The following is a 23,819-nucleotide window of genomic DNA, read 5'->3' as shown; positions in this document are numbered from 1 at the left end:
ACGCCTCACGATAAAATGCGTGAACATTAATATCTCGCTCATTGTTTGAAAAATCGTACTTCAAATACTAACACTGCAACTGTTCCGATTAAGTACCAAATACTCTCTTATGGATTAAAGATTCAACTGCTCACCACAGCAGTATGAAGTTCAGCAGATTTCGAGTATAATCACAGCCCTTCCCAGCTTGCACAATTTTTATAAGAGTCCTCACATGATAGGACTCAGCGTTAAGCTACACCCACATTTTGGATGGCTGCCAAACTTATGAGTAACACCCCAATAACAACTCCAGATTATAAAGAAAGTACCGAATCTTATCGCCAATTGATTGGATCGACTGGCGAAGACTTGAATCGTCCGGGTTTGCTAGATACGCCTGTACGTGCTGCAAAAGCCTTTGCTCACTTAACTCAAGGCTATCATCAAAGCATCGAAGAAGTGGTCAATGATGCTGTTTTTCCATCGACCAATCGTGAGCTAGTACTGGTACAGAACATTGAGTTCTATTCATTGTGTGAGCATCATATGCTGCCGTTCCATGGTGTCGCTCATATCGGCTACCTACCTGATGGCCAGGTACTAGGGCTTTCGAAGTTTGCCCGTATTGTCGATATGTTTGCTCGCCGTCTACAAATACAAGAAAACCTGAGTGAGCAGATTGCACAAACTATCATGGATGTCACTGGCTGCCGCGGAGTGGCGGTCGTTATGGACGCATCACATATGTGCATGATGATGCGCGGCGTCAGCAAACAGCATTCGACTACGCGTAGTACGGCGATGCTTGGTGAATACAGTCACAATATCCAAGCTCGTAACGAGTTTTTGGGCGCTGTACCTAAACGTCAGCCTGCTTTCTAAATGCTGTGGATGATTTCACCTATTATAAATAGCAAAAAGGACGCATTTAGCGTCCTTTTTATTTGAGTAGATTATAAAAAACGGTACTAGCTCATTGGTCTAACTTCATCTATCCATTGACCGTAACCAGCGGCTTCCATCTGTGCGAGCGGAATAAAACGTAGTGCTGCTGAGTTCATGCAATATCGCTTACCTGTCGGTGCTGGACCATCATTGAATACATGACCGACATGCGAGTCCGCATAGCGGCTACGAATCTCAGTACGCGTCGAAAAAAGACCGCGATCTTCTTTTTCAACGACCAGCTCAGTATTTAATGGACGAGTAAAACTTGGCCAGCCCGTGCCAGATTTGTATTTGTCGCGTGAAGAGAACAATGGCTCACCAGATATCACATCGACATACAGTCCAGGTTCTTTATTATCCCAATATTCATTGTCAAAGGCGCGCTCAGTACCGTCTTTTTGAGTGACTTTATATTGAATATCAGTGAGCGATTTTTTTAACTCATCTTGTGCAGGTTTCACAAAGGTATCTGGATTGAACCCTGTGCTGACTGTACTGCTGATCGTTTGGCTAGATATCATTGGCTCTGCACTACTTGCAGTAGGTGCAAACTGGCTAAAATCTAGCTCATAGTCTTTGCCGTATACGCTTTCGATAAACTGATATCGACCAGAATTGAACGTGTAAGCTTTATAGCGTATTGGGTTCTTTTTGTAATAATCCTGATGATACTCTTCAGCAGGATAAAACGTGCTCGTAGGTACAATCTCAATCACGACTGGTTTTTCGTATACCCCGGAATCTTGCAATGCTTGCTTGGCAGATTCTGCTATTTGCTTTTCTTGAGCATTGTTATAAAAAATCGCTGGGCGATACTGTGTACCACGATCGACATATTGTCCTTGATCGTCAGTGGGGTCAGCAATTCTCCATAATGCTTGCACTATACCGTTATATGTGATTTTTTTGGGATCATAGTATACTTGCGCCGCTTCTGTATGACCCGTACCCCCTGCTGATACTTCTTTATAGGTTGGGTTCTCGGTATTGCCTCCCGTGTAGCCAGATACCACTTCAACTACGCCTGGGATTTTTTCATAGCCTGCTTCAACACACCAAAAACACCCGCCAGCTACTGTGGCTACTGCCAGTCCTGGAGTAGTCGGTGCATAGGGATTAGCATCTGTTGTATTTTTTACAGTGGTGCTGTTCTCGGTAGATGCACAGCCTGCATAAAGCGCACTGCTCGCAATGACAATCAGTCCCATGATCTTAGAGGGCAATATGCGATTCATAAAAATCTCCTAAACGTAATGTTATTTAACTATCCTAACGCCTATGTGTCACCATAACATTCCTGTATTGTTACATATTACAATTTATTAAGTTATTTTTTATCAAATACGAATGAGTAGAAGATAAATTAAACAATAATATGATGATCATCTTGTATTTTAATCAATACAGTATATAAAAATTATGATCGATGTATAAAGAAAAACTAGATATTTGGCAGATCTTCTGATCACGTTATTGTCTCAAACGTATTAAAAAAGCCTATCCTCAAAAGAAGAATAGGCTCTTTATTTATCATAAGCGTGTTAGTAAAAAACTATGACACCTTTTGGATGTCTTCTTTTGCTTCATTGTCACTTGCCTGCTTAATTTTCGTTAATATCTCTTTGATTTCAGATGCTGAGAGATACGTCGGTACCGCATAGGTATCACTGACTTCTTTTGCAGCAGCTTTTGCAATGTCATCAAAATCACTGGTTTGCATACCACTAACGGTTGGGTCGATATTCAAGTCGGCAATCAGCTCTCTGACTTGTGCAATGAGATGGTTTGCTATTTCACTATCACCATTGCCTGCTTGACCATCTTGTACCATACCTGTTCTTTTTGCCAGTGCTGCCAGTCTCTTTTTACTTGCCTTGCGATTGACGTCAAGTACATAAGGCAACACGATGGCATTAGCGCGACCATGAGGAATACTATAATAAGCGCCTAACTGATGCGCGATAGCATGAACATAACCCAAACCTGCTTTGTTAAAAGCGATTCCACCATAATGGGCAGCGATCCCCATCTTCTCTCTAGCCTTTAGATTGCCGCCATCTTTATACACCAGTGGCAGATAATTCACAACAGATTTGACGGCAGAGGCTGCATAGTAGTCTGTCTCTACGCTTGCATTAGCGCTCATCCATGCTTCTAATGCATGTGTCAATACGTCAATGCCCGTGTCGGCTGTGATATGGGCTGGCATGCCTTTCATGATAACAGGGTCAATCGCAGCGGCGAGCGGCACCATTCTTGGGTCGATAGACAGGGCTTTTTGGTGTGTTTTGTCATCAGAGACGACCGCACCAAGCGTTGCTTCTGAACCAGTACCTGCTGTGGTCGGCACACAATATAGTGGTGCTGAAGGCTTTCTTGCTTTAAGAATGCCGATTAGTTTTTGAGGCTTGCACTTGTTGCCTTGAGACATCGCGATCATTTTGGCAGCATCAATCACTGAACCACCGCCAATAGCTAAGACAGCATCGCAATTGGCATCTATAGACTGACGCAGTCCTTCTTCAACAACCTTGAAGGTTGGATCTGGCGTAATACCATCATAAACATGATAACGAATATTTTTTGCATCTAGATAGTCAGTAATCTTTGCAGGTATACCAAGCTTATTTAGCACGGCATCAGTGACGATAAACACGTTGGTATTACCTTCATTTATGAGCATATCACACAGCTCGTCACAAGAAGACTCTCCAACAAATAACATCGGTCTTCTGATAGGTATCACATAAGAGACTGCTTTTAGTACTTTGGCACGTGTCTTAGCAACGGCCAAGTAGCCAGCATGCTGGAGTCCTGTGCTATTGACCAGCTTGGTCATACTGTTTTGTTTTTTCATGGGTACAAAAATCCTTTTCAATGATGATTTTAACCGCGATAACAACTGTGTGACCAGTTGATGGTGTTTGATTACTATTGGCAGAATAAATACTTATGCCTGTAACAAAAAGGCTCAGCTAGAACTTAGTTAAAATTTGGTTAGCTCTGGCGACTGTTGAGAATAATTGTACCACTGCGCTTTTTGGTATGTCGCTATTATTATGAACTGCTATGTCCTGATTGCTAGCAGCTCGTTGCTCCAGGCTACTACTCTAAATTTCGATTTGGTAGATTCGCTCAACATTTCACTCAAAATAATACGTCTAGCTTAAATTGTACTCGCTTTTAGTAACTGCTGTGCATATGGGTGCTGTGGGTTGTTAAAAATATCCTCGGTATGTCCCGATTCCACGCACGTGCCTTGTTTTAGTACCATAATGTGCTGACATAGTGCGCGTACTACCTTTAGGTCATGGCTGATAAAGACGTAACTGACTTGCAGTTTTTCTTGAATTTCACGCAGTAGACTGACTACAGCGACTTGCGTGGTACTGTCTAGTGCAGAGGTAGGCTCATCCAATATGAGTAGACTTGGTTTCATGATGAGCGCGCGCGCCAATGCCACGCGTTGACGTTGTCCACCAGATAGCTCATGTGGATAGCGCTGCGCGAAGGATAAAGGCAGGTGTACTGTTGCTAGGCTCTCCATCACTGCTTGCTGACGAGTACCTTTATCCACGCCTTGTACCAACAGTCCCTCTTCCACGATCTGCATGACTGTCATGCGAGGATTGATACTAGCAAACGGGTCTTGAAACACCATCTGTATCTGCGAGCGGAACGTACGCAATGCACTCTTTGACAAAGCCGAGATATCTTGCCCATTGACCATTATCTGTCCATCGATACGTGCTTGATTACTGAGTAATTGACTGAGCGCGAGAGCAATGGTGGTTTTGCCAGAGCCAGACTCACCAACGATACCGAGTGCCTGTCCTTTTTGCAGGGTCATATCGACATTTTTGACCGCATCAAACCAGCGCTTGGTACTGCCGAATAGACTTTTTTCGATAGGGAACTGTACTTTGAGATCACTCACTTGTAGTACGTTCAAGCGTGTATCTGCGTTATCGCCCGTTAGCGTTAATGCTTGACCGAAGTCTTGCTGAATGAGCGTACGAGTATAGTCTGCTGCGGGCTGCTCAAATACAGTAGCGGTATGACCCTGCTCTATCGTTTGACCTTGACGCATGACGATAACCTCGTCGCTGTAGCGCCTGACCAAATTCAGATCATGGCTGATCAGTATCATTGCCATATTATGTTGGCGTTTGAGATCATCCAATAGTGTCAAAATCTCATGCTGCAAGGTCAAATCTAGTGCTGTGGTAGGTTCGTCAGCAATCAATATGTCAGGCTGCTGTGCTAGCGCCATAGCAATCATCACTCGTTGACGCTGACCACCTGAGAGTTCATGCGGATAGCGATTTAACTTATCAGCAGGATCGGTAATATTGACATCATTTAGCAGCGCGATGCTGATGTCACGCCATTGCTTTTTGGGTACGCCGCTTAGACGTAGAGACTCCGCAATTTGCTTAGCGACTGTATGCAGCGGATTTAACGCTGTCATTGGTTCCTGAAATACCATACCGATACGCTGCCCACGAATAGGACGTAGAGCTGCGTTACGTGCTTTGTCATTCGCTATAGGTAATACAGACATATCTGAGGTGTTTGATGTACTTGCCAGCTGAACGGTACCATCAATAGTCAAGCTCTCTGGTAGCAGACCTAGGAGCGCTAGGCTGGCAATCGATTTGCCAGAGCCTGACTCACCAACGATCGCTAGAGTCTGCCCTTGTCGTAGCTCATAAGACAGCTTGTCTACTAAATTGATACCTGTAACGGTTGTGATCATCAACTGATCTACGCTCAGCACAAGCTTACCTCTCGTCTGGTGAATGCCTTTGTCTGGCGTCTCTAATACATTGTTTTTAGTAGCAATTATAGTATCAGTCATATCAAGAGCGCCTCGGATCAAATGCATCACGCAGTGCTTCGCCGACGAAGATGAGCAGTGACAAAATAAAAGTCAGACTAAAAAACCCTGATAAGGCCAGCCAAGGGGCATCAAGGTTGTTTTTTCCTTGCACCATAAGCTCCCCTAAAGATGGTGAACCAGGTGGCAACCCATATCCCAAAAAGTCCAGCGCGGTCAATGCAATAATATTGGCGGTTAAAATAAAAGGCAACTGCGATAAGCTTGACGCGAGCGCATTGGGTAGAATGTGTCTGAGCATGATTTGACTATCAGAAACGCCCAAATTGCGGGCGGCGCGTACATAGTCAAAGTTACGAGCGCGTAGGAACTCTGCCCGCACCAAACCCACCAGACCCATCCAGCCAAAGAGCAGCATCATAGCAAACAGCATGCTGATACTGGGACTAAACAGACTCACTAAAATAATAATCATGAAGAGCTGCGGCATACCGCCCCATACTTCCATGAATCGCTGTCCTGCCAGATCCACCCAGCCACCATAATAGCCCTGCACTGCACCTACGATAATACCAATCAAGGCACCAGCTAGCGTCAAAGCCAGGCCAAACAATAACGACACTCTCAACCCATATAGTATCCGCGCCAGCACATCGCGTCCCATATCATCAGTACCTAGCCAATTCTGCGCATTGGGCGCCGCGGGATAAGGCAGACCAAGCTCAACGTTGGGCGTCTGATCAGCAAATGGAATGGGCGGCATCACATAGTAACCTTGCTCATCGATTAGCGACTGCACTGCAGGGTCTTTGTAATTGGTCTCAGTCTCGAACACACCGCCAAAGGTGGTTTCAGGATAGGTTTTTAAAACAGGGAAATAATAGTCATCTTGATACTTCACCAGCAGTGGTTTGTCATTGGCGATGACATTGGCGGCCATACAGATGACAAATATCACTGCAAAAACGAACAGCGATATCACGCCAAGCCGATTTTGGCGAAAGCGCGTGAGCCTTGCTTGCCAAATAGGATTTAAGCGCTGTTGTTTTGTGTTAGACGAAGGCTCAGGTATTTGCAATTTATCTGGTTCGCTATTACCAGTCTTACTCTTTAATGGAGATTGATTGCTTGACATTAGCGTCCCTCAAAATCAATGCGGGGATCGATCAAGTGATAGCTCAAATCACTAATCAACTGTAATAGTAGTCCCACCAACGTAAAGATAAACAGCGTACCAAATATCACTGGATAGTCGCGCTGCTGAATCGCTTCAAAACCTAGCAAGCCCAAGCCATCAAGTTTAAAAATAATCTCAATCAAAAAGTTACCCGCAAAGAAAATACCCACAATAGCAGCAGGAATACCAGCAATGATGATCAACATCGCATTACGAAACACATGTCCGTACAGCACCTGACGTTCACCTAGACCCTTAGCGCGAGCGGTCAATACATACTGTTTGCCCAGCTCTTCTAAGAAGCTAAATTTGGTCAGATACGTTAATCCTGCAAACCCGCCCACTGTGCTTGCCAGCAGTGGTAGTGCCAGATGCCAAAAATAGTCTTTGACCTTACCAAGCGCGCTTAACTGATCAAAATTCTCAGACGTCAATCCTTGTAGCGGGAAAATATTCCAGTAGCTCCCTCCTGCAAAAAACACCAGTAAGATCACGGCAAACACAAACACAGGTATCGCATGCCCAATAGCAAGCAGCATGGCTGTGGCTTTATCAATACCTGAACCATGGTGCATGGCTTTATACACACCTAGTGGAATGGCAATCATATAAATAAGCAGTGTACTCCACAGCCCAAGCGATATCGAGACCGGTAGCTTCTCTATAATAAGGTCAGTTACTGTTTGACCCTTAAAAAACGACTCACCAAAGTCCAATTGAGCATAGTTTTTTAGCATCAGCCAAAACCGCTCTGGTGCCGATTTATCAAAGCCATATTGGGCATTGATTGCAGCGACCATCTCCTCAGAGAGACCACGCGTACCTTGATAAGCACTGTCACTACCACCTGCACTACCCGCACCGATATTACCACTGAGCGCGCTGTCTTTTGCGCCCTGTTCAATCAGCGCCAGCTGCTGCTCAACAGGACCTCCAGGTGCTGCTTGTACAATGACAAAGTTGGCAAGCAATATCAAAAATAGTGTCGGCAATATCAGTAGTAGTCTTTTTAAGATATAACGACCCATAATGGCGACTTCCTAGATGAGATAAAAAGAGATGGTAATAACGACAGTAGCGGGCTATGTTGTATTGAATATAAGCAAGAAAGCAGTTGCCGCATCAAAAACGTGCTTTAAAAGTTGTTTTTTAGCTCGCGTAATGCCGCGAACACCGTTAAAGACTTCTCATCATCGATATTCGTTTTGGACTCAACCCCAGCAATGACACTTGGCTCTTGAGTACGCAAGAATACATTGACCGCGCGCTCATGCTCTAATGTCACTGGTAGTGTTGGCACGCCGTGGGCAGTATTCGTTTCAGCTTGTGCGAGCGCTTGCTGCATTTGCTCATTGGCAGGCTCAATAGATAGCCCAAAGCGTAGATTACTAGCCGTATACTCGTGTGCAGGGTACAACAGCGTATCTTCAGACAGACCATTTAAACGCTTAAAGCTATCATGCAATTGCTCAATGGTACCCGTAAAGACACGGCCGCAACCTGCACTAAATAGCGTGTCGCCGCAAAAGCAATGTTTTTGCCCATCAATATCTAAGATATAAGCCATATGGCTAGCCGTATGCCCTGATACATCCCAAACCTGTGCTGAGCAGCCCCATGCACTTACTGTGCTACCATCTTTTATCGTTTGGTCTTCATCAACCCCATGCTCACTATGCGCAACCAGATGGGTCATAGGATACGACTCTTGCAACGCTACAACGCCGCCGATATGATCATGATGATGGTGAGTGGTCCAAATCGAGGTCAGCTCCAGCTCATTTGTCTCCAAATAATCAATGACTGGTTCAGCTTGACCGGGGTCAATGACGATTGCTTGTTTATTATTGTCATTGATTAACGTCCAAATATAGTTATCATTGAATGCTTTAATAGGGTGAATACGGATACTCATGTTAAATCCTTACCAATAGTTATTTTTGTTGCTCGTTATTTTTGAGTTATTTAATATCGATTTTATTCCATAACCGAAGCTTGCACATCTGACCATCAGTTATTATAAGATCAGCGCTGTCAATAGACGCGGGATATTATTTTGAGCGCTGATCATTGCTTTAAATACTTATTGATGCGCCCTTCTGCTTCTTTATCAACCCACCAATAGTCGATACCAACGGCATTGGTCGGCAAGGTTGCTGTATGGCGGTATTGGTTCCAATACGCCACGTTGGTACCAGACTTGCCATACAATGGCACGACGTAGTGACCCGCTCGCAGTAACCGATCTAGCACTTGCGTATACAGTACAATCTCATCGCGGTCTTTAGCACTACCAAGTGCAGCAACGACCTTATCGATGGCCGCATTTTTGATGCCAGCGCTATTGTGATTGCCTGGCTCGTCAGCGGCAGCGCTACCCCAAAACGCAGCCTGCTCAGCACCAGGAGATAGGCTTTGAGCGAACACGTCAACGACCATATCATAGTCAAATCGGCGCATACGCTCATAGTACTGCGGCCCGTCTACTTGACGCAAACTTGCATCAAACCCCAAACGCTTTAGATTACGAATATAGGGCAATAATACACGGCCCATGGTCTCACCCGTCATCAGCATCTCGATCTGGGCGCGCTGACCATCAGGCTGATATAACTTCATATCGTCATAATAAAACCCAGCCGCCAGTAGTAACTGCCGCGCTTCTAACAATCCTGCACGATTAAAACCATTGCCGTCACTGGTAGGCAGCTGCCATTCGGCTACTGTTGCTTTGCGCTGAATAGGTTCAAGCTCAGACAATAGAGGCGTTAGTACCTGCATCTCTGCGTCAGACGGTGTGCCTGTTGCGGCAAGCTCCGAGCCATGAAAAAAGCTCTGCAATCGCTCATACTGACCATGAAACAAAGTTTTATTCATCCATTCAAAGTCATAAGCCGCTGTTAAAGCCTGACGAACCCTAATATCTTGAAAGATCGGTCGACGCATATTCATGACCAGCGCTTGCATCGGTACTGGATTTTGACTGGTTATGGTTTCTTTTTCGATCAGTCCTGCTTTTACCGCTGGGAAATTGTAGCCACTTACCCAGTTCGAAGCTTTGTTTTCGGGACGAAAGCGGTATTGACCAGACTTAAAACCCTCAAAAGCAATCTCATCACTTTGATAATAAACAAACTTAATCATGTCAAAATTATAGCGACCACGATTGACCATCAAGTCACGGCCCCAGTAATTAGGGTCACGTATGTAACTGACTGAACGACCCGCATCAACGCGCCCTAATTTGTAAGGGCCACTGCCCATTAAGGGCGTCAAGCTAATGGTCTCAAAATTTGCATCGATTGAGGATTTGGCAAAGATAGGAAACTGCCCGACTGTTAGTAATATCTCTTTGTTTTCAGTAGAGGCAAAGACGAACTTTACTTGCTGACTATCAATAACCTCAACGTTCTTAATATCTCCCAAGTAACTACGGATATACATGGGACCTTTATTTAATAGCGCCTCAAAAGTCGCTTTGACATCGCGACTGGTCACAGGTGATCCATCCCAAAAACGGGCTGCAGGATTAAGATGATAAATAATCCAGCTCGTATCATCTGGGTCGTAGGTCACTTTACTCGCCAGCTGCGGATACATAGTAAACGCTTCGTTCAATGAACCCGTCATTAATGTATCGTACAGATAATCGGTACCGATCATCGCCACGCCTGTGGTCATCCATTTATTGGCACTATTGAACGTGCCACGGGCATCGAGAGAGAGAGTACCCCCTGATGGTGCTTTTGGATTGGCATATGGAAGGTAGGGTGCATTGATGTACTCGGTAGGGCTATTATGTCCAAGCGCTGTTTTTGTAATAGGTGCAGCGATACTGCTTGGTATCCAGCTGACAGTGGCGGTTAGCAACACAGCTTTTAGCAGAGTATTTTTTATTATCATGATCTTCTAATCAACCTCTGTGCTAACCAATTTGAGTACAAAAAATAAAGTGCTGATAGCAAAATATCATCATCGCAAAATTTTATCATAACAAACTTAGGTTTTTTAACCTAATGGTTTGCTATGTTGCCCAGTATAGATGTCGCATTATCAATCATAAATATTTAAACTTATGCCAGTAAATAGACTCACAAAAAAGGCGCAACCGTTATCAGTTGCGCCTTTTGCTTATAATTTTATGTGCTTGCGTCCTTAGATATTTACATTTAGGTATTGAAGTACGTATTAAATTCTATAGCCACCTCTTGATCGACTTACCTAAGCGTGTTTTTGTTCAAACGCGATCATAAAGTCAACCAACTGCTGTACCCACTCAAGCGGTACGGCGTTGTAAATACTGGCGCGCATACCACCCACATCACGATGGCCCTTTAGATTGAGTAGGCCAGCTTTTTCTGACTCTTCTAAAAACACCTTATCCAGACTACTGTCCGCTAACGTAAACGGTACGTTCATGATAGAACGGTATTGAGGGTCTACTGGGTTGTTATAAAAGCTACTGTCATCAATTGTTTTGTAGAGTAGATCTGCCTTTTGCTGATTGATCTTACCGATAGCAGCGACGCCGCCCTGCTCTTCTAACCAATCAAATACCAATCCAGCCAAGTACCAAGAATACGTTGCTGGCGTGTTAGACATTGATTCTTTATCTGCTTGGTGCTCATAATTCAGTAGCATAGGGCACCACTCGCTAGCTTGCCCAAGTAAATCATCACGAATGATGACGATAACCAAACCTGCAGGACCAATGTTCTTTTGAGCGCCCGCGTAGATCATACCGAATTTGGACACATCGATAGGCTGTGACAAGATAGAGGATGACATATCAGCAATGATTGGCGCCTCTACTTGTGGCGGCTCAAATATCTGCAAACCATGAATGGTCTCGTTGGCACAGTAGTGAAAATAAGCAGCATCTTCACTTATGCGCCAGTCACTTTGAGGCGGTACGCTAGTAAAGTTGCCTTCTTTGCCAGTTGCAACCAAGTTAATCTCACCCAAACCGAGCGCTTCATAACGCTTAGCTTCTTTGATAGCCTTACCTGACCACGCACCTGTCGTCAAATAATCACCACGCCCGCCGTTCAATAGGTTTAATGGAATAGCAGAGAACTGCAAGCTGGCACCACCTTGCAAAAACAGCACTTTATAGTTGTCTGGTATCTCCATAAGCGTGCGTAGCTTGGCTTCTGCTTTATCAGTGATTGCCATGTATTCTTTGCTACGATGACTCACTTCCATGACCGATAGGCCACGTCCTTGCCAGTCAAGCAGTTCACTCTGTGCACGCTCTAATACCGCTGTTGGCATCGTCGCAGGTCCAGCACAGAAATTTGGTAAACGATGTGGTGAGGTACTGCCAGTTGGGCTAATAGAAGCAGTTGGATTGGTGGGCGCTGGGTTGGTATGCGTTGAGTTGATGGACATAATTACGATCCTAGGTGTAGGGAAATAAATAAGCTTATTTTATTTCGGTTTGTTGATAAAAAAGGTATAGCAGTATTAGTGTAGACGTATCTTACGAAGATATCTGTTCCCACAACTTTCGCTTAGCATCGCTGTCTGCAAGCATATCGTCTAATGTCGGTACGATAGTAAGATTGGGATGATAAAGACCGTCAGGTAGCGCCGTCAACGCAGCAACTTGTATCTCTTCGCGCAGGCCTATTCGAAAGATATAACCAGCAAGACTAGCATTAGCAAGCTCAGCTGTGTCCATACCAGCGCAAATGGGAAATGATGTCTCCTCATGAGTGAGTGATAGCGCTTGGGTAATATTTTGCCACAGCTTTTGGCTGTCACTACTGAGTGCTTGAATATCCACCAGTATCACCCAGTCACCGTAACGACCACCTTGCAAGTTGAATGGTGCTACCTTTTTTGAGCCAGCATCATTATTACTGCCTTGAGCAAATGAGTGCCGCGCTACAGGTTCGGTCGTCGACTGCTCTATTTCGTTGATGGCTAATCGGTCTGTCTCTATACTTGAGGTATCATCGTAACTCGAGGTATTATCATATTCCGACAGCGTATCAAAGCTATACGTGACAGGGTTTTGAACGCTGGCTTGTGGTACACCGTCATCTCGTCCATTAAAATCACTACTAATGTCGTTATCACTGCTGATATCGTCATAGCTTGTAATATCAGAACTTACGATATCAGAGCTATCAGTACCATAGTCCATCAGTGATGGATCTACTACGTCTATAGAACCAGCACTCGCTAACTCAGTGTTTTTTGACTCAGTATTTCTCGACTGGTCACTTGTTAACTCAATAGTAGGATGGTCAGTATTTGACTGATACACTGGTACTGCCACAATATCTGTTACATTTATGGTCTTTGACTCAGGCTGCACCCACTGATCGATACCCATCATCGCTAATATTTGGCGTTGCTGCATACGGCGCTGCAATACACTCAGCGGGTCTTGGATATCACTCATACGACTCTACTGTCCTGATTATGTTATCTATATCATCTATAGATGGGTTTGTAATTTCGATGGCACTGATCGCACAAGCATAATGCTATCTATTAAGCGCGGATTATCAGGTAAGAAGTAATCCGGCATGGGTCAAAAAAGCTCTCGAACACCCAGCCAGTATTCTGCCATCGCAAGCAAACAATCATACTCATCTTGGCTGATTATCGTATCGTGTAGCATCACAGTATGCAATGTACTTAGCCACTGTCGATAGTCATTATGAGTAGGCCTGAGTGCATCAGTATCATTATAATCTATTTGACTGTCATACTGTTGTCTCTCTTGATCACTATCAGCATTCTGAGCACTTTTGGAGCTATTAATAGACTGTTTGGTGTTAACAGGAACGGCAGCAATAACTGCCAATAACTGTATACTATTTAAGTGTTTAACAGTCAATAATAGCCATTGTAAATTTGCATCGGTAACTGTCGACAAATCAATATCAATCAAGCGCGCATGACGTCTCAAGTCAACAATATAATGCACCACACTTTCATCACCTTCACTCAATCGCGACCGAGCATGCATTGAGATCATCTGACCTTTGGCATCTTTTGATAATCGATAAGCCAGTAACACTATAATCGATACCTCAGCTGTATTGAGACTTTCAAATACCTGTCCTGACGGATCTAGCTGGGCATATATGTCTTTTATACCAGAACTCAGTGTCTCTAGCTCCAAAGATGGCGCGTCTATATCGTATAAAACCTCAGACAGCATCGGTAGTAATTGCAGCAAATGTAGCGCTTGCCATAATGAAGATATTGGTGACTGCTGCTGCGCCAAAGCTGCCAAATCATTCCAAGAAGTCGAGCTTGAAGAAATACTATCCTTAGCTGACTTTTTGTCAGATGAATGATGAATGAAGTATTGGGTAACATCATACGCTTGTTGTTGGTTCAATAAACCTAACATCCCTTGCTGATAACGCAACAACATCGTACGGCAGTTTTCTTGTTGTTTATAGTACTGATGGCTGTTATGACTATGATTATCATGACTCTTGTGCTTTAATTTTTTGATAGATCTCTCAGATAAATCGTGCTGTCTTAGTTGCTTTAACGCAAGCTCAATTAAAGCGCTATCTAGACGTCGATCTACACTGGCCACTAGCGTCAGTAGCTTAGTATCTACTCTATGTGGTAAAAGCTGCTCATCGCTAGAGTTATCAGCTTCCACCGCGCCAGGTGCACCCCAAATATCTATCAAACTATAGAACGCATTCGTTGATAGTGGTCGCCTTTGGTGGCAAAGCATAGCCGCTTCAATCAATGCCAGCGCGCCTAGAGGATGATAGCTGTGATCGATGATGTATTGCGGTAGTAATACCTTTTGCTTATCGCTGATTTCTATCAATGTATTTTTTGGCAAATCAACATCAGGTTTTGCCTGCCATGGCTTTAGCGTACTATCGTCATCTACAGATACAGCGTCTACTTGTAATCTACCATCGATAATCTTGTCTGTCTCTCGAGTAAACTCAAGACCTTCTTCTGCTTGATAACTGTTTTTATTTTTGTGACTATCAGAAATAGAGCACTGTTCGCAAGAGTTGCTATTAGAATGCTCATCTACGCTCTTATGTTCAGCCTTACTTTTTTGATTAAAATTTGAAGATGAGTAACGTAGTGATTTATCCATTGCTTTTGAATTATTGCTTAGGCTATTTTGAGTAGTTGCTGTATCTACCTCGCCCCAGTTACCTAGCTGGCGCTGCCGATATATCTCTTTGATTTTTTGTTGATTGAGACGCTTTTCTGTAGCCACTTGTATGGCAAAGTCATGGTAGGCATCCGCATTAATAGCGCTCATACGCTCAGTTAAGCTTGGATGAGTAGCAAACCATGATACGTCTCCCAAATCAGCACCACTACTGGCAAAGAAAAAATGACTGAGTCCATTGATATCGGCAATACCAGTCAAACGTGACCCAAGCGAGTCTTGGTGAATGGCTTTTAAGGTCTCTAAAATGGCAGGTGTGCGCGTCAATTGTACGCTGGTTGCATCAGCGAGTAGCTCACGCTGACGGTTAAAGCTATGCTTAATCAGCTGAGCACTTGCCATGCTCGAAAAGCTCAAACCATGCAGCAGCAATGTCCACATACTACGCGGGGCACGTCGATCAATCACTGGTCTATTTTGCACCCACTTAGATTGGCGCTTGGCAGACGACTGCTGTTGCTGCGACTGTGTCTGCCAGTACGTCACCCACTCACTATGCGTGGTAAAACTGGCCGTTTGCGCTTCTGTACTGCGCGCAAGTACATCAACCTGCCTTTGTGATAGTAAATTTTGGGAGGTAGTATCGTTATCAAAGTAACGATAATTAGAGATATGATTGGAGATCGGATCACTCCAGTCGTACAGTATCTGCAGACCTGCCAGCACTACCATTAGCTGTAGGTTAAAATTGGCATCACCATGCAAAATATGACCATACTCATGACCAATGAGACCATATAACGCTTCATCAGATAGCTTATCTAGCGCTCCTTGGGTGACGACAAGCACCATATCCTGACTGTGGCGACCAGCGACGAAACCATTGATTCCTTGCTCATCAGGCAATACATATAGTATTGGTGTACTCAGTCCCGACGCAATTGCTAGCTGCTGTGCTATTTCATAATAACGCCGATAGACTAGTGGAAAGTCACGCTCGTCACTTACTGCGATATGGCGCGCGCTATAACGAACCTTGTCTTCACTTTTATGTTGATGCGTCACCCCTTGACTGTGCTGCCAGGGTACCTGACTGTTATCAATGAACAATCTAACGCCCCCAACCCGCTGAGCAATAGCACGTCCACCCGCTCTCAAGCGCTGATACTCTAAAAAACTACCAACAAAAAAGCTGCCTAGCGTCAGGATAATAACCAGTATCAATACCCAGCGGTATACACCGCCTGTAAATATCGTCAGTAGTAAGCCCATGACAGCGAGCGCTACTGCAATATGAGCAAGCACAATCAAAAAAAACAGCCCATATAGCAATAGACTGCGCCGCGTACGTATGCGCTGCTCACCAAAAAAATCCATGATCGTAGGCTACCTAATATTTGCCAAATTTGTCGAAACCTTAACCCATATTGACGTTCGGTGCTTGAGCAATGGCTTCTCTGTCTTCGAATACCAAAGGACTGAGCGGACGAAAGCCAAAGGTCGTACTGACAAGATTGTTAGGAAACACTTCTCGGTCATTGTTATAGAACATAACGCTGTCATTGTAATGCTGGCGGGCAAAACCGATTCGGTTTTCAGTATTAGTCAGCTCATCCATGAGCTCCTTGATCATCCTATCGGCTTTGAGCTCAGGATAGGCTTCCACAACTGCAGAAAACTGACTTAGCGCTTTAGACAGCATCCCTTCTGCTTTGGCAAATAGTGCCATGTGCTCTAGTGAATCTGGCTGATGTTTATTAGAGTCTTGTAAGTCTTGAGCATGATTGCGCGCGCTAATCACTCGTGTCAGAGTCTCTTCTTCATGGCTCAAATAACGCTTGGCAGTTTCGACTAGATTTGGAATCAGATCATGACGACGCTTTAATTGCACATCTATTTGAGCAAAGCCGTTCTTTGCTTGGTTACGTGCGCGTACCAATCTATTAAATACTGACACGCCAAATACGACTACGAGCACCACAAACGCAATAAACAGCCAAACAAACATTTTCATAGCCAAACCTCAAAGTGTCTAGAATGTTAATAAAAGTTAATACATTGTATTTTAACTCATATTAACCAATGAAGCTTTTGAATTGAACAAGAAATTAAATAGCACATCAAGCCAAATCTCGGATGAAATTTTGGACAAAAAAAAGCCCTTTGCAATGAAGGGCTGGACACATCGTAAAAGCGTTTCAAATAAAAAGTATCTTCAATGAGAAGCATATTTAGTATTTTATCGATGTCAGTATCAAATTTTAGGCAAAAAAAAGCGACTCCATCAGCACATCCTCGGCACACATTATAACTATTACCGTTGCTACCTTCCGGTCCTGGCGGGATTCATAGAACAATGTTGCGAGGCTACCAATGGAGCCACCGGATGTAGATTATACAAGGATTTTTTTATTTTGCAACCCCTGCGATAAAACTGGTTTTAACAAGTCGGTTATAGACCTCATTCAAACGATGTTTTTTCTTCTGACACTAACCAAAGCTTGGCCATTGACCTATTATATGCTACTCACACAGAACTTACAGGCATATAAAACGTTTGATACTGTTGGCACCCTAGACCCCAGTACGCGCCACGCACGCTAGAGAATAAAACCATGTGAAAGATACCACAGTTATATTAGTGGTTTAATAACTGAGTAACGTAGCTCACAAAATTCTCACAGCAAATTAAATAGATTTTGCTATTTTAGGGAATGAAGTTGCACATATGTCAATATTTAGAATACAAAAGAGACAGCTTCTTGTATAAGAACGGACGGTAAAACATCCATATAAAGATCAATAGAATTAATTAAGGAGACAATGATGAAAAACACGTTACTCAATAAAGCGGCGCTAGCGTCTGGTACGGTTTGTCTAATGACGGTAATGATGGGAAGCGCCCATGCAGAACCAACAGGCTACGATCAACTGACCTTTCAGACAGAAATAAAAGAAGAAATCCAGAACGACGAAGTACGAGCCAGCTTATACAAAAAGGCGCAGGCAACGGATGCTAAAATGCTAGCCACGACGCTCAATACCTCAATTAATAATGCCATGAAAATTGCCAAACGCTATCCTAGCGTTACTGTGACCACAGGACAACAACGTACCTATCCACGCTACGATAAAAACGACAAAATCATCGGTTGGACAGGTCAAGCAAATATAGATTTAAAAAGTACCGATTTTGCCGCTACTAGCCAACTTATTGCTGATCTACAAGCAACCTTGGTCATGGACAATTTGAACTTTGGTGTCTCAGATACCAAAAAAGATGCGCTAGAGCAAAAACTAATGACTGAAGCCTCCCGCGCGTTTCAACAGCAAGCCAAGAGCCTTACCCGTGCTTGGGACGCCCGTGGCTATCGTGTCATAAATGTTAACTTGAACACCGGTAGTAATTATCCACGTCCTATGTACAGTGCCATGAGCATGAAATCAGGCATGGCAGACGAGTCAGTACCAAGCCAAAACTTTGAATCTGGTAACAGTACTATCTCAGTCACTGCTAACGGCACCATTGAGCTAACCAAATAAGTTGATTTACTCCTAAAATAATCAATTGACGTTAAAAAAGGCAAGCATCATCAGTGGCGCTTGCCTTTTTCTTTTTTTTAGTGAACGATATCTATCTCATTTAACCGTTATTGAGACTGGGCCACTTCCTGTTGGCGCAGTTTCAACAGCACCTTTTGATACCAAGGCAAATTCTGATAAGCCAAGAGCTGCTGCGCGATCTTTTTATTGTTTTGTAGCGTCGTATTATTTTGGATGACGTATACCGTACGTGTGACTTGCTTGATTGCCTGACCGGTTTCGCTTTGTATGACAACTTTGATCGTATGAGCACCTGGCAGCACGTCTATAGTACCAATCGACGCGCTCAACCCTTGTGCTACTTCCTTATCATCTAGATAAATACGCACGCTGTCATCTGCTTGTAGCGCAGGATTTATCTGTACAGCGACATCGATACTTTGCGCTGGGCGACGGTAGGCTCTTTCTTCGCTAGGTTCAGCAATCGCCAATTGATAGTTTACTGGTGTCTTGGTCTTAGTAATGGCAGCAGAGGCCGTAGGAGTAACTTTCGTTTGCGATACATTCGATGGCAGGCCATTTGCATCAGAGCTACCTGCCATGCTAGAGCTGGCTGAGCTGCTCGTCTCATTGCCTGTCGTAATAGCCATTTGACTGACTTGTTTGCCAGCTTGCTGCTCATAATCCTGCGGTCGATCGGTAAAGGTGACTTGACCGGTTTGCTCATCAACCACTTTATAGATGGGTGCTGCATTGCTTAGCGGTGCGTAAAGACTTGCTATCGCAGCAATCGTCAATAGCCCTACTTTTATGTTGCCTCGTATAGAGTGTTGCGTTGATAACAAAGTCATAGTCAATCAGCCTAATTAGTGTCTGCTATTAATATAATGATATATCAATCATTATGCGATATTTTCGATGCAAAATCAGCAATGTTTGATGTGGCTTCACTATTCATCTCAAATAGCATTATCTGATGCTAGTACATTCTTGTCTTAACGGCACAAAAAAACCAGCCAAGATTAACTTGACTGGTTCTTTTTTGTTGAATTAACTCAACAGATTAATTCATGATTAGCAGCTGTAGTACATGTCAAACTCAACAGGATGCACAGTAACGTTCAAGCGTTGTACTTCTTCTTCTTTCAATGCAATGAAGGCTTCTAGCATATCTTTAGTGAACACGTCACCTTTTAATAAGAAGTCGTGATCATCTTTCAGTGCTTGTAGTGCAACATCTAGACTCTCTGCAACCGTTGGGATCTGTGCTTCTTCTTCTGGTGGCAAGTCATACAAGTTCTTGTCAGCAGCTTCGCCTGGATGCATTTTGTTCTGGATACCGTCAAGACCTGCCATCAATAGCGCAGCAAATGCTAAGTATGGGTTGGCTGTTGGATCTGGGAAGCGAGCTTCGATACGTACCGCTTTTGGGCTACTTACATGTGGCACACGAATAGACGCTGAACGGTTAGACGCTGAGTAAGCAAGCTTAATAGGTGCTTCGTAATGTGGCACCAGACGCTTGTAGCTGTTCGTTGATGGGTTGGTAATTGCGTTCAATGCACGAGCGTGTTTGATGATACCACCAACAAAGTACAATGCTGTCTCAGATAGACCGGCATATTCATCACCAGAGAACGTGTTTACGCCATCTTTTGAGATTGACATATGAACGTGCATACCTGAGCCATTATCACCAACGATTGGTTTTGGCATAAAGGTCGCTGTTTTACCAAACTGGTGAGCAACGTTATGAACAACATACTTCAATTGCTGAACTTCATCCGCTTTACGTACCATCGTGTTGAATGCAACACCGATTTCAGACTGGCAAGAAGCAACTTCATGGTGATGAACTTCGACGCGGCCTTCACCAACGATTTCTTCGATACGTTCACACATAACAGAGCGCATGTCATGCGAGCTGTCGATTGGTGGTACTGGGAAGTAACCGCCTTTGACACGTGGACGATGCGCCATGTTGCCCCATTCATACGACTCATTAGTCGACCATGCTGCTTCTTCAGCAGTGATCTTATGACTAACGCCAGACATGTCAACTGACCACTTAACGTCATCAAATACGAAGAATTCAGGCTCAGGACCAAAATAAGCCGTGTCACCGATACCAGTAGACTTCAAATACTCTTCTGCGCGGCGAGCAATAGAACGTGGGTCACGATCATAGCCTTGTAGCGTTGATGGCTCGATGATATCGCAAGTTACGACGACAGTAACTGCATCAAAGAACGGATCGATAAATGCTGTTTCTGGATCAGGACGCAAGATCATATCAGACGCTTCGATACCTTTCCAACCAGCGATAGATGAACCGTCAAACATTTTGCCATCTTCCATGACATCTTCATCAACAGTAGATGCTGGAAAGCTGATGTGCTGCTCTTTGCCGCGTGTATCAGTAAAGCGAAAGTCAACCCATTTAGCATTAGAGGATTGAATAAGATCTAATAATTTGTTCGACATACATAATCTCCGTTGTGTTGGTCACGTTATTGCAATTTAAAATTATTGGTACCATTTTCTTGTTCAAGTATTCCAAGTGTACTCTTTTCAATACCAAACAGCGCATTCGATATTATGCTCATTATCAGCACTATTTATCGTATTAGTCAAGACACTGATCTAAGACGTTTACTTAATTAAACCCGCTCTATCTTAATGGTCTAAAATACGCCAAGTCAATTCTAACGTCATTCTAGCAATATATAACTGATAATACTGAACGCTTCAGGCACTTATTGATGATCAATGGTTAACGATTATTTGAGACCACTTTTTGTAATCATAGACAATCATAGCAGCGTCAATGCAAAGGGTGTGCCAATGTCTTAAATTGATTATCGAAAATCGGCTCATACAAATGCTTATTACCAGTAATTACAGCGTCTTATAATAAACCTAAGTAGTTGTCAGCAGTAATATTTATTCAATCGCCTTTTATTTTGCTTTTACTTAACGCACCAACAGTAAACATAACGCACCAAATTAGTGCTAATGACAGTCGTAATGATGCCATTGTTCTGTTGTGGTGCGCTATCAAAATATTAAGTTACGATTTTATTTGTAATAATTAATCCAAGTCGATCAGTATGATAAAAAATCTATTTCGAGCCGCGGTTGCCTAGCTTGTATGTGTCCTACATTTGATAGCGGAGAAAATAGTGGTAAGATAACGGCGGCGTCCAAAAGCCGAGAACATCATGGCTTGTTGATGTTTGCTATTTGATGCTCTCTATCAACATCTACCCCATATGTACGCCCCATTCTGAGAAGTATAAAAAACCAATAATTTGGAACGCTCATGATTCTGATGATCGATAATTACGATAGTTTTACGTACAATATCGTACAGTACTTCGGTGAATTGCAACAAGACATCACGGTTTGGCGTAATGATCAGGTCACTATTGAGCAGATTCAGACCCTTGCCCCTACTGTGATTGTTATTGGACCAGGTCCTTGCGACCCTGATCGTGCTGGTATTTCACTAGAAGTGATTGAAGTGTTCAAAGGGATAATTCCTATACTTGGTATTTGCTTGGGACATCAGGCTATTGGGCAAGCATTTGGTGGACAAGTTGTTAAAGCTGGTGAAGTCATGCATGGGCGCTTATCTGCTGTGTATCATAATGACCAAGGTATATTTTCTGGACTACCCAACCCATCAAAAGTAACGCGTTATCATTCACTCGTTATTGACAAGAGTAGCCTACCCAACTGTCTTGAGCTCACTGCATGGACACAGAGCAGTAATGGCAGTATCGGAGAAATCATGGGTATTCGTCACAAGGAGTTGGCTGTAGAGGGCGTCCAGTTCCATCCTGAGTCAATATTGAGCGAAGCAGGTTACCAATTGCTCAATAACTTTTTACATACTTATGGCTTGGCTACCCTGACATCCGATGAGCTACCACAAGTTGGTTAGATCTAACTAAAAGCATGTCGATAAAAAATACTGTTTGCATAAACTCATTCCAAATTTCACACAGATTTACATAAAGAATAATCATAAGCGAGATCATAATGAATACAACAAAAACAGAAGAAACGCACACCCCAGAGAGTATCGAAAAACTGTCTGACGACCAAACGCATCAACTGCTAACGTCAGCGCTCGGTAGAATTTTTCAGCATATTGACCTAACCTTTGATGAGATGTATCAAGTGATGCTTATCATCATGCAAGGCAGATGTAGTGATGCCATGATGGGCGCTATCTTGACAGGTCTACGCATGAAGGGTGAGTCGATCGACGAGATTACCGCATCAGCCAGTGCCATGCGTGCACTAGCCGCCAATATTGAACCAAAGAACTGCGATTATTTAGTTGATATCGTTGGTACTGGCGGTGATGGTGCTAATTTATTTAATGTTTCGACTGCATCAGCATTGGTGGTCGCGGCGGCTGGCGCGCAGGTAGCCAAACACGGTAATCGCGGCGTCTCGACCAAGTCTGGTAGCTCCGACTTGCTTGAGCAGGCAGGTATCAGTCTAGCGCTTAGTCCAGCACAAGCAAAAGACTGTATTGAGAACGAAGGTATCGGCTTTTTGTTTGCTCCCAATCACCACAGCGCCATGCGCTATGCCAATCCTGTACGCCGTGAGCTAAAAGCACGCACGATCTTTAATATTTTGGGACCATTGACCAATCCAGCGGGCACCCCTAACCTAGTCATTGGTGTATTTACCGCACAGTTGTGTGAGCCGATCGCAAAAGTAATGAAAAACCTAGGTGCACGCCATGTCATGGTTGTCGGTGCAAAAGACGGTCTAGATGAGATCAGTCTTGCAACGTCAACCACAGTCGCTGAACTAAAAGGTGGCGAGATCTCTGTTTATGAGATGATGCCAGAAGATGCAGGTATCGAATCCCAAACCCTGATCGGTCTCGATGTCGACTCTCCAGCGCAAAGCCTTGAGCTGATTCGCGCCGCTCTGTCTGGTAATGATACCCATGATCGCGCCGTCCTCAAAGCACGTGACATGATTGCGTTGAATGCAGGCGCGGCTATATATACTGCAGGTCTTGCCAGTAACTACCCGAATGGTGTCAGCCGAGCACAAAAAGTCATACAAAATGGTGATGCTCTACTTAAACTTGAATCTTTGGCTGCTTATACACAACAGCTCGTGGCTCAGGGTTAACTTACCGCCATTTATAACACGTAAATCTGTTCATTATTTTC

17 protein-coding genes and 1 other RNA gene are annotated in these 23,819 nt (G+C 43.8%); 4 read left to right on the top strand and 14 right to left on the bottom strand.

Annotation, left to right across the window (positions count from 1 at the left end):
• Positions 1-267: 267 nt before the first annotated feature.
• Positions 268-864 carry a GTP cyclohydrolase I FolE gene (folE, locus tag ACTXGL_RS12500; RefSeq protein WP_443527073.1) on the top strand — a complete coding sequence of 199 codons (597 nt, stop codon included), beginning with the start codon at positions 268-270 and terminating at the stop codon, positions 862-864.
• An 86-nt stretch (positions 865-950) separates the two neighbouring features.
• On the opposite strand, the gene msrB is transcribed toward folE, so the two are convergent.
• From msrB to ffs, 12 genes are all read right to left on the bottom strand, one after another.
• A complete protein-coding gene (gene msrB, locus ACTXGL_RS12495) occupies positions 951-2,165 on the bottom strand; it encodes a peptide-methionine (R)-S-oxide reductase MsrB (RefSeq protein ID WP_443527072.1) in 1,215 nt (404 codons plus the stop codon).
• A 317-nt stretch (positions 2,166-2,482) separates the two neighbouring features.
• Positions 2,483-3,787: an iron-containing alcohol dehydrogenase gene (locus tag ACTXGL_RS12490; RefSeq protein WP_443527071.1), complete on the bottom strand. Its 1,305-nt coding sequence runs from the start codon at positions 3,785-3,787 to the stop codon at positions 2,483-2,485.
• A 309-nt stretch (positions 3,788-4,096) separates the two neighbouring features.
• A complete protein-coding gene (locus ACTXGL_RS12485) occupies positions 4,097-5,791 on the bottom strand; it encodes an ABC transporter ATP-binding protein (protein WP_443527070.1) in 1,695 nt (564 codons plus the stop codon).
• A 1-nt stretch (position 5,792) separates the two neighbouring features.
• On the bottom strand, positions 5,793-6,905 hold the full coding sequence (locus ACTXGL_RS12480; protein ID WP_319051973.1) for an ABC transporter permease: 1,113 nt from the start codon (positions 6,903-6,905) through the stop codon (positions 5,793-5,795).
• Positions 6,905-7,975 (bottom strand): microcin C ABC transporter permease YejB, encoded by a 1,071-nt coding sequence (gene yejB, locus ACTXGL_RS12475; RefSeq protein ID WP_443527069.1) that lies wholly within the window; start codon positions 7,973-7,975, stop codon positions 6,905-6,907. Before yejB ends, ACTXGL_RS12480 begins: the two co-directional genes overlap by 1 nt.
• Before the next feature lie 107 nt (positions 7,976-8,082).
• Positions 8,083-8,862, bottom strand: a complete 780-nt coding sequence (gloB, locus tag ACTXGL_RS12470; protein ID WP_443527068.1) for a hydroxyacylglutathione hydrolase — start codon at positions 8,860-8,862, stop codon at positions 8,083-8,085.
• Positions 8,863-9,014: 152 nt separating this feature from the next.
• Positions 9,015-10,847, bottom strand: coding sequence for an extracellular solute-binding protein (locus ACTXGL_RS12465; RefSeq protein ID WP_443527091.1), 1,833 nt, complete (start codon positions 10,845-10,847; stop codon positions 9,015-9,017).
• Between the two features lie 321 nt (positions 10,848-11,168).
• The gene (gene serC / locus ACTXGL_RS12460; RefSeq protein ID WP_443527067.1) at positions 11,169-12,338 is read right to left on the bottom strand and encodes a 3-phosphoserine/phosphohydroxythreonine transaminase; all 1,170 of its coding nucleotides are present in this window, start codon (positions 12,336-12,338) and stop codon (positions 11,169-11,171) included.
• 91 nt (positions 12,339-12,429) lie between these two features.
• Positions 12,430-13,359 (bottom strand): DNA polymerase III subunit psi, encoded by a 930-nt coding sequence (locus ACTXGL_RS12455; RefSeq protein ID WP_443527066.1) that lies wholly within the window; start codon positions 13,357-13,359, stop codon positions 12,430-12,432.
• Between the two features lie 132 nt (positions 13,360-13,491).
• The gene (locus tag ACTXGL_RS12450; protein WP_443527065.1) at positions 13,492-16,446 is read right to left on the bottom strand and encodes a M48 family metalloprotease; all 2,955 of its coding nucleotides are present in this window, start codon (positions 16,444-16,446) and stop codon (positions 13,492-13,494) included.
• A gap of 40 nt (positions 16,447-16,486) precedes the next feature.
• Positions 16,487-17,083, bottom strand: a complete 597-nt coding sequence (locus tag ACTXGL_RS12445) for a LemA family protein (RefSeq protein WP_443527064.1) — start codon at positions 17,081-17,083, stop codon at positions 16,487-16,489.
• Positions 17,084-17,348: 265 nt separating this feature from the next.
• An RNA gene (gene ffs / locus ACTXGL_RS12440) (signal recognition particle sRNA small type) lies at positions 17,349-17,445 on the bottom strand.
• A gap of 450 nt (positions 17,446-17,895) precedes the next feature.
• Between ffs and ACTXGL_RS12435 the strand changes: the two genes are divergently transcribed.
• Positions 17,896-18,612, top strand: a complete 717-nt coding sequence (locus tag ACTXGL_RS12435) for an SIMPL domain-containing protein (protein ID WP_443527063.1) — start codon at positions 17,896-17,898, stop codon at positions 18,610-18,612.
• Positions 18,613-18,719: 107 nt separating this feature from the next.
• Here ACTXGL_RS12435 and ACTXGL_RS12430 read toward each other — a convergent pair whose 3' ends face one another.
• Together ACTXGL_RS12430 and glnA are read right to left on the bottom strand one after the other, a co-directional pair.
• Positions 18,720-19,463 (bottom strand): DUF4124 domain-containing protein, encoded by a 744-nt coding sequence (locus tag ACTXGL_RS12430; protein ID WP_443527062.1) that lies wholly within the window; start codon positions 19,461-19,463, stop codon positions 18,720-18,722.
• A gap of 223 nt (positions 19,464-19,686) precedes the next feature.
• Positions 19,687-21,096, bottom strand: a complete 1,410-nt coding sequence (gene glnA, locus ACTXGL_RS12425) for a type I glutamate--ammonia ligase (protein ID WP_319051963.1) — start codon at positions 21,094-21,096, stop codon at positions 19,687-19,689.
• Positions 21,097-21,934: 838 nt separating this feature from the next.
• Here glnA and ACTXGL_RS12420 point away from each other — a divergent pair.
• Complete coding sequence (locus ACTXGL_RS12420; RefSeq protein ID WP_443527061.1) at positions 21,935-22,558, top strand: anthranilate synthase component II; 624 nt, start codon at positions 21,935-21,937, stop codon at positions 22,556-22,558.
• Positions 22,559-22,656: 98 nt separating this feature from the next.
• Positions 22,657-23,778 carry an anthranilate phosphoribosyltransferase gene (gene trpD, locus ACTXGL_RS12415; RefSeq protein WP_443527060.1) on the top strand — a complete coding sequence of 374 codons (1,122 nt, stop codon included), beginning with the start codon at positions 22,657-22,659 and terminating at the stop codon, positions 23,776-23,778.
• Positions 23,779-23,819 lie beyond the last annotated feature (41 nt).

The sequence above is a fragment of the Psychrobacter sp. T6-6 genome, from assembly GCF_052258185.1.
In the GTDB taxonomy this organism is placed as follows: Bacteria; Pseudomonadota; Gammaproteobacteria; order Pseudomonadales; family Moraxellaceae; genus Psychrobacter.
The sequence above is the reverse complement of the archived record's forward strand: the minus strand, read 5'-3'. Positions and strand labels throughout refer to the sequence as shown.

Bases quoted from the DNA above. Each gene is read 5' to 3' on its own strand.
- folE (WP_443527073.1), top strand. From the start codon at position 268: ATGAGTAACACCCCAATAACAACTCCAGATTATAAAGAAAGTACCGAA.
- msrB (WP_443527072.1), bottom strand. From the start codon at position 2,165: ATGAATCGCATATTGCCCTCTAAGATCATGGGACTGATTGTCATTGCG.
- ACTXGL_RS12490 (WP_443527071.1), bottom strand. From the start codon at position 3,787: ATGAAAAAACAAAACAGTATGACCAAGCTGGTCAATAGCACAGGACTC.
- ACTXGL_RS12485 (WP_443527070.1), bottom strand. From the start codon at position 5,791: ATGACTGATACTATAATTGCTACTAAAAACAATGTATTAGAGACGCCA.
- ACTXGL_RS12480 (WP_319051973.1), bottom strand. From the start codon at position 6,905: ATGTCAAGCAATCAATCTCCATTAAAGAGTAAGACTGGTAATAGCGAA.
- yejB (WP_443527069.1), bottom strand. From the start codon at position 7,975: ATGGGTCGTTATATCTTAAAAAGACTACTACTGATATTGCCGACACTA.
- gloB (WP_443527068.1), bottom strand. From the start codon at position 8,862: ATGAGTATCCGTATTCACCCTATTAAAGCATTCAATGATAACTATATT.
- serC (WP_443527067.1), bottom strand. From the start codon at position 12,338: ATGTCCATCAACTCAACGCATACCAACCCAGCGCCCACCAATCCAACT.
- ACTXGL_RS12455 (WP_443527066.1), bottom strand. From the start codon at position 13,359: ATGAGTGATATCCAAGACCCGCTGAGTGTATTGCAGCGCCGTATGCAG.
- ACTXGL_RS12450 (WP_443527065.1), bottom strand. From the start codon at position 16,446: ATGGATTTTTTTGGTGAGCAGCGCATACGTACGCGGCGCAGTCTATTG.
- ACTXGL_RS12445 (WP_443527064.1), bottom strand. From the start codon at position 17,083: ATGAAAATGTTTGTTTGGCTGTTTATTGCGTTTGTGGTGCTCGTAGTC.
- ACTXGL_RS12435 (WP_443527063.1), top strand. From the start codon at position 17,896: ATGAAAAACACGTTACTCAATAAAGCGGCGCTAGCGTCTGGTACGGTT.
- ACTXGL_RS12430 (WP_443527062.1), bottom strand. From the start codon at position 19,463: ATGACTTTGTTATCAACGCAACACTCTATACGAGGCAACATAAAAGTA.
- glnA (WP_319051963.1), bottom strand. From the start codon at position 21,096: ATGTCGAACAAATTATTAGATCTTATTCAATCCTCTAATGCTAAATGG.
- ACTXGL_RS12420 (WP_443527061.1), top strand. From the start codon at position 21,935: ATGATTCTGATGATCGATAATTACGATAGTTTTACGTACAATATCGTA.
- trpD (WP_443527060.1), top strand. From the start codon at position 22,657: ATGAATACAACAAAAACAGAAGAAACGCACACCCCAGAGAGTATCGAA.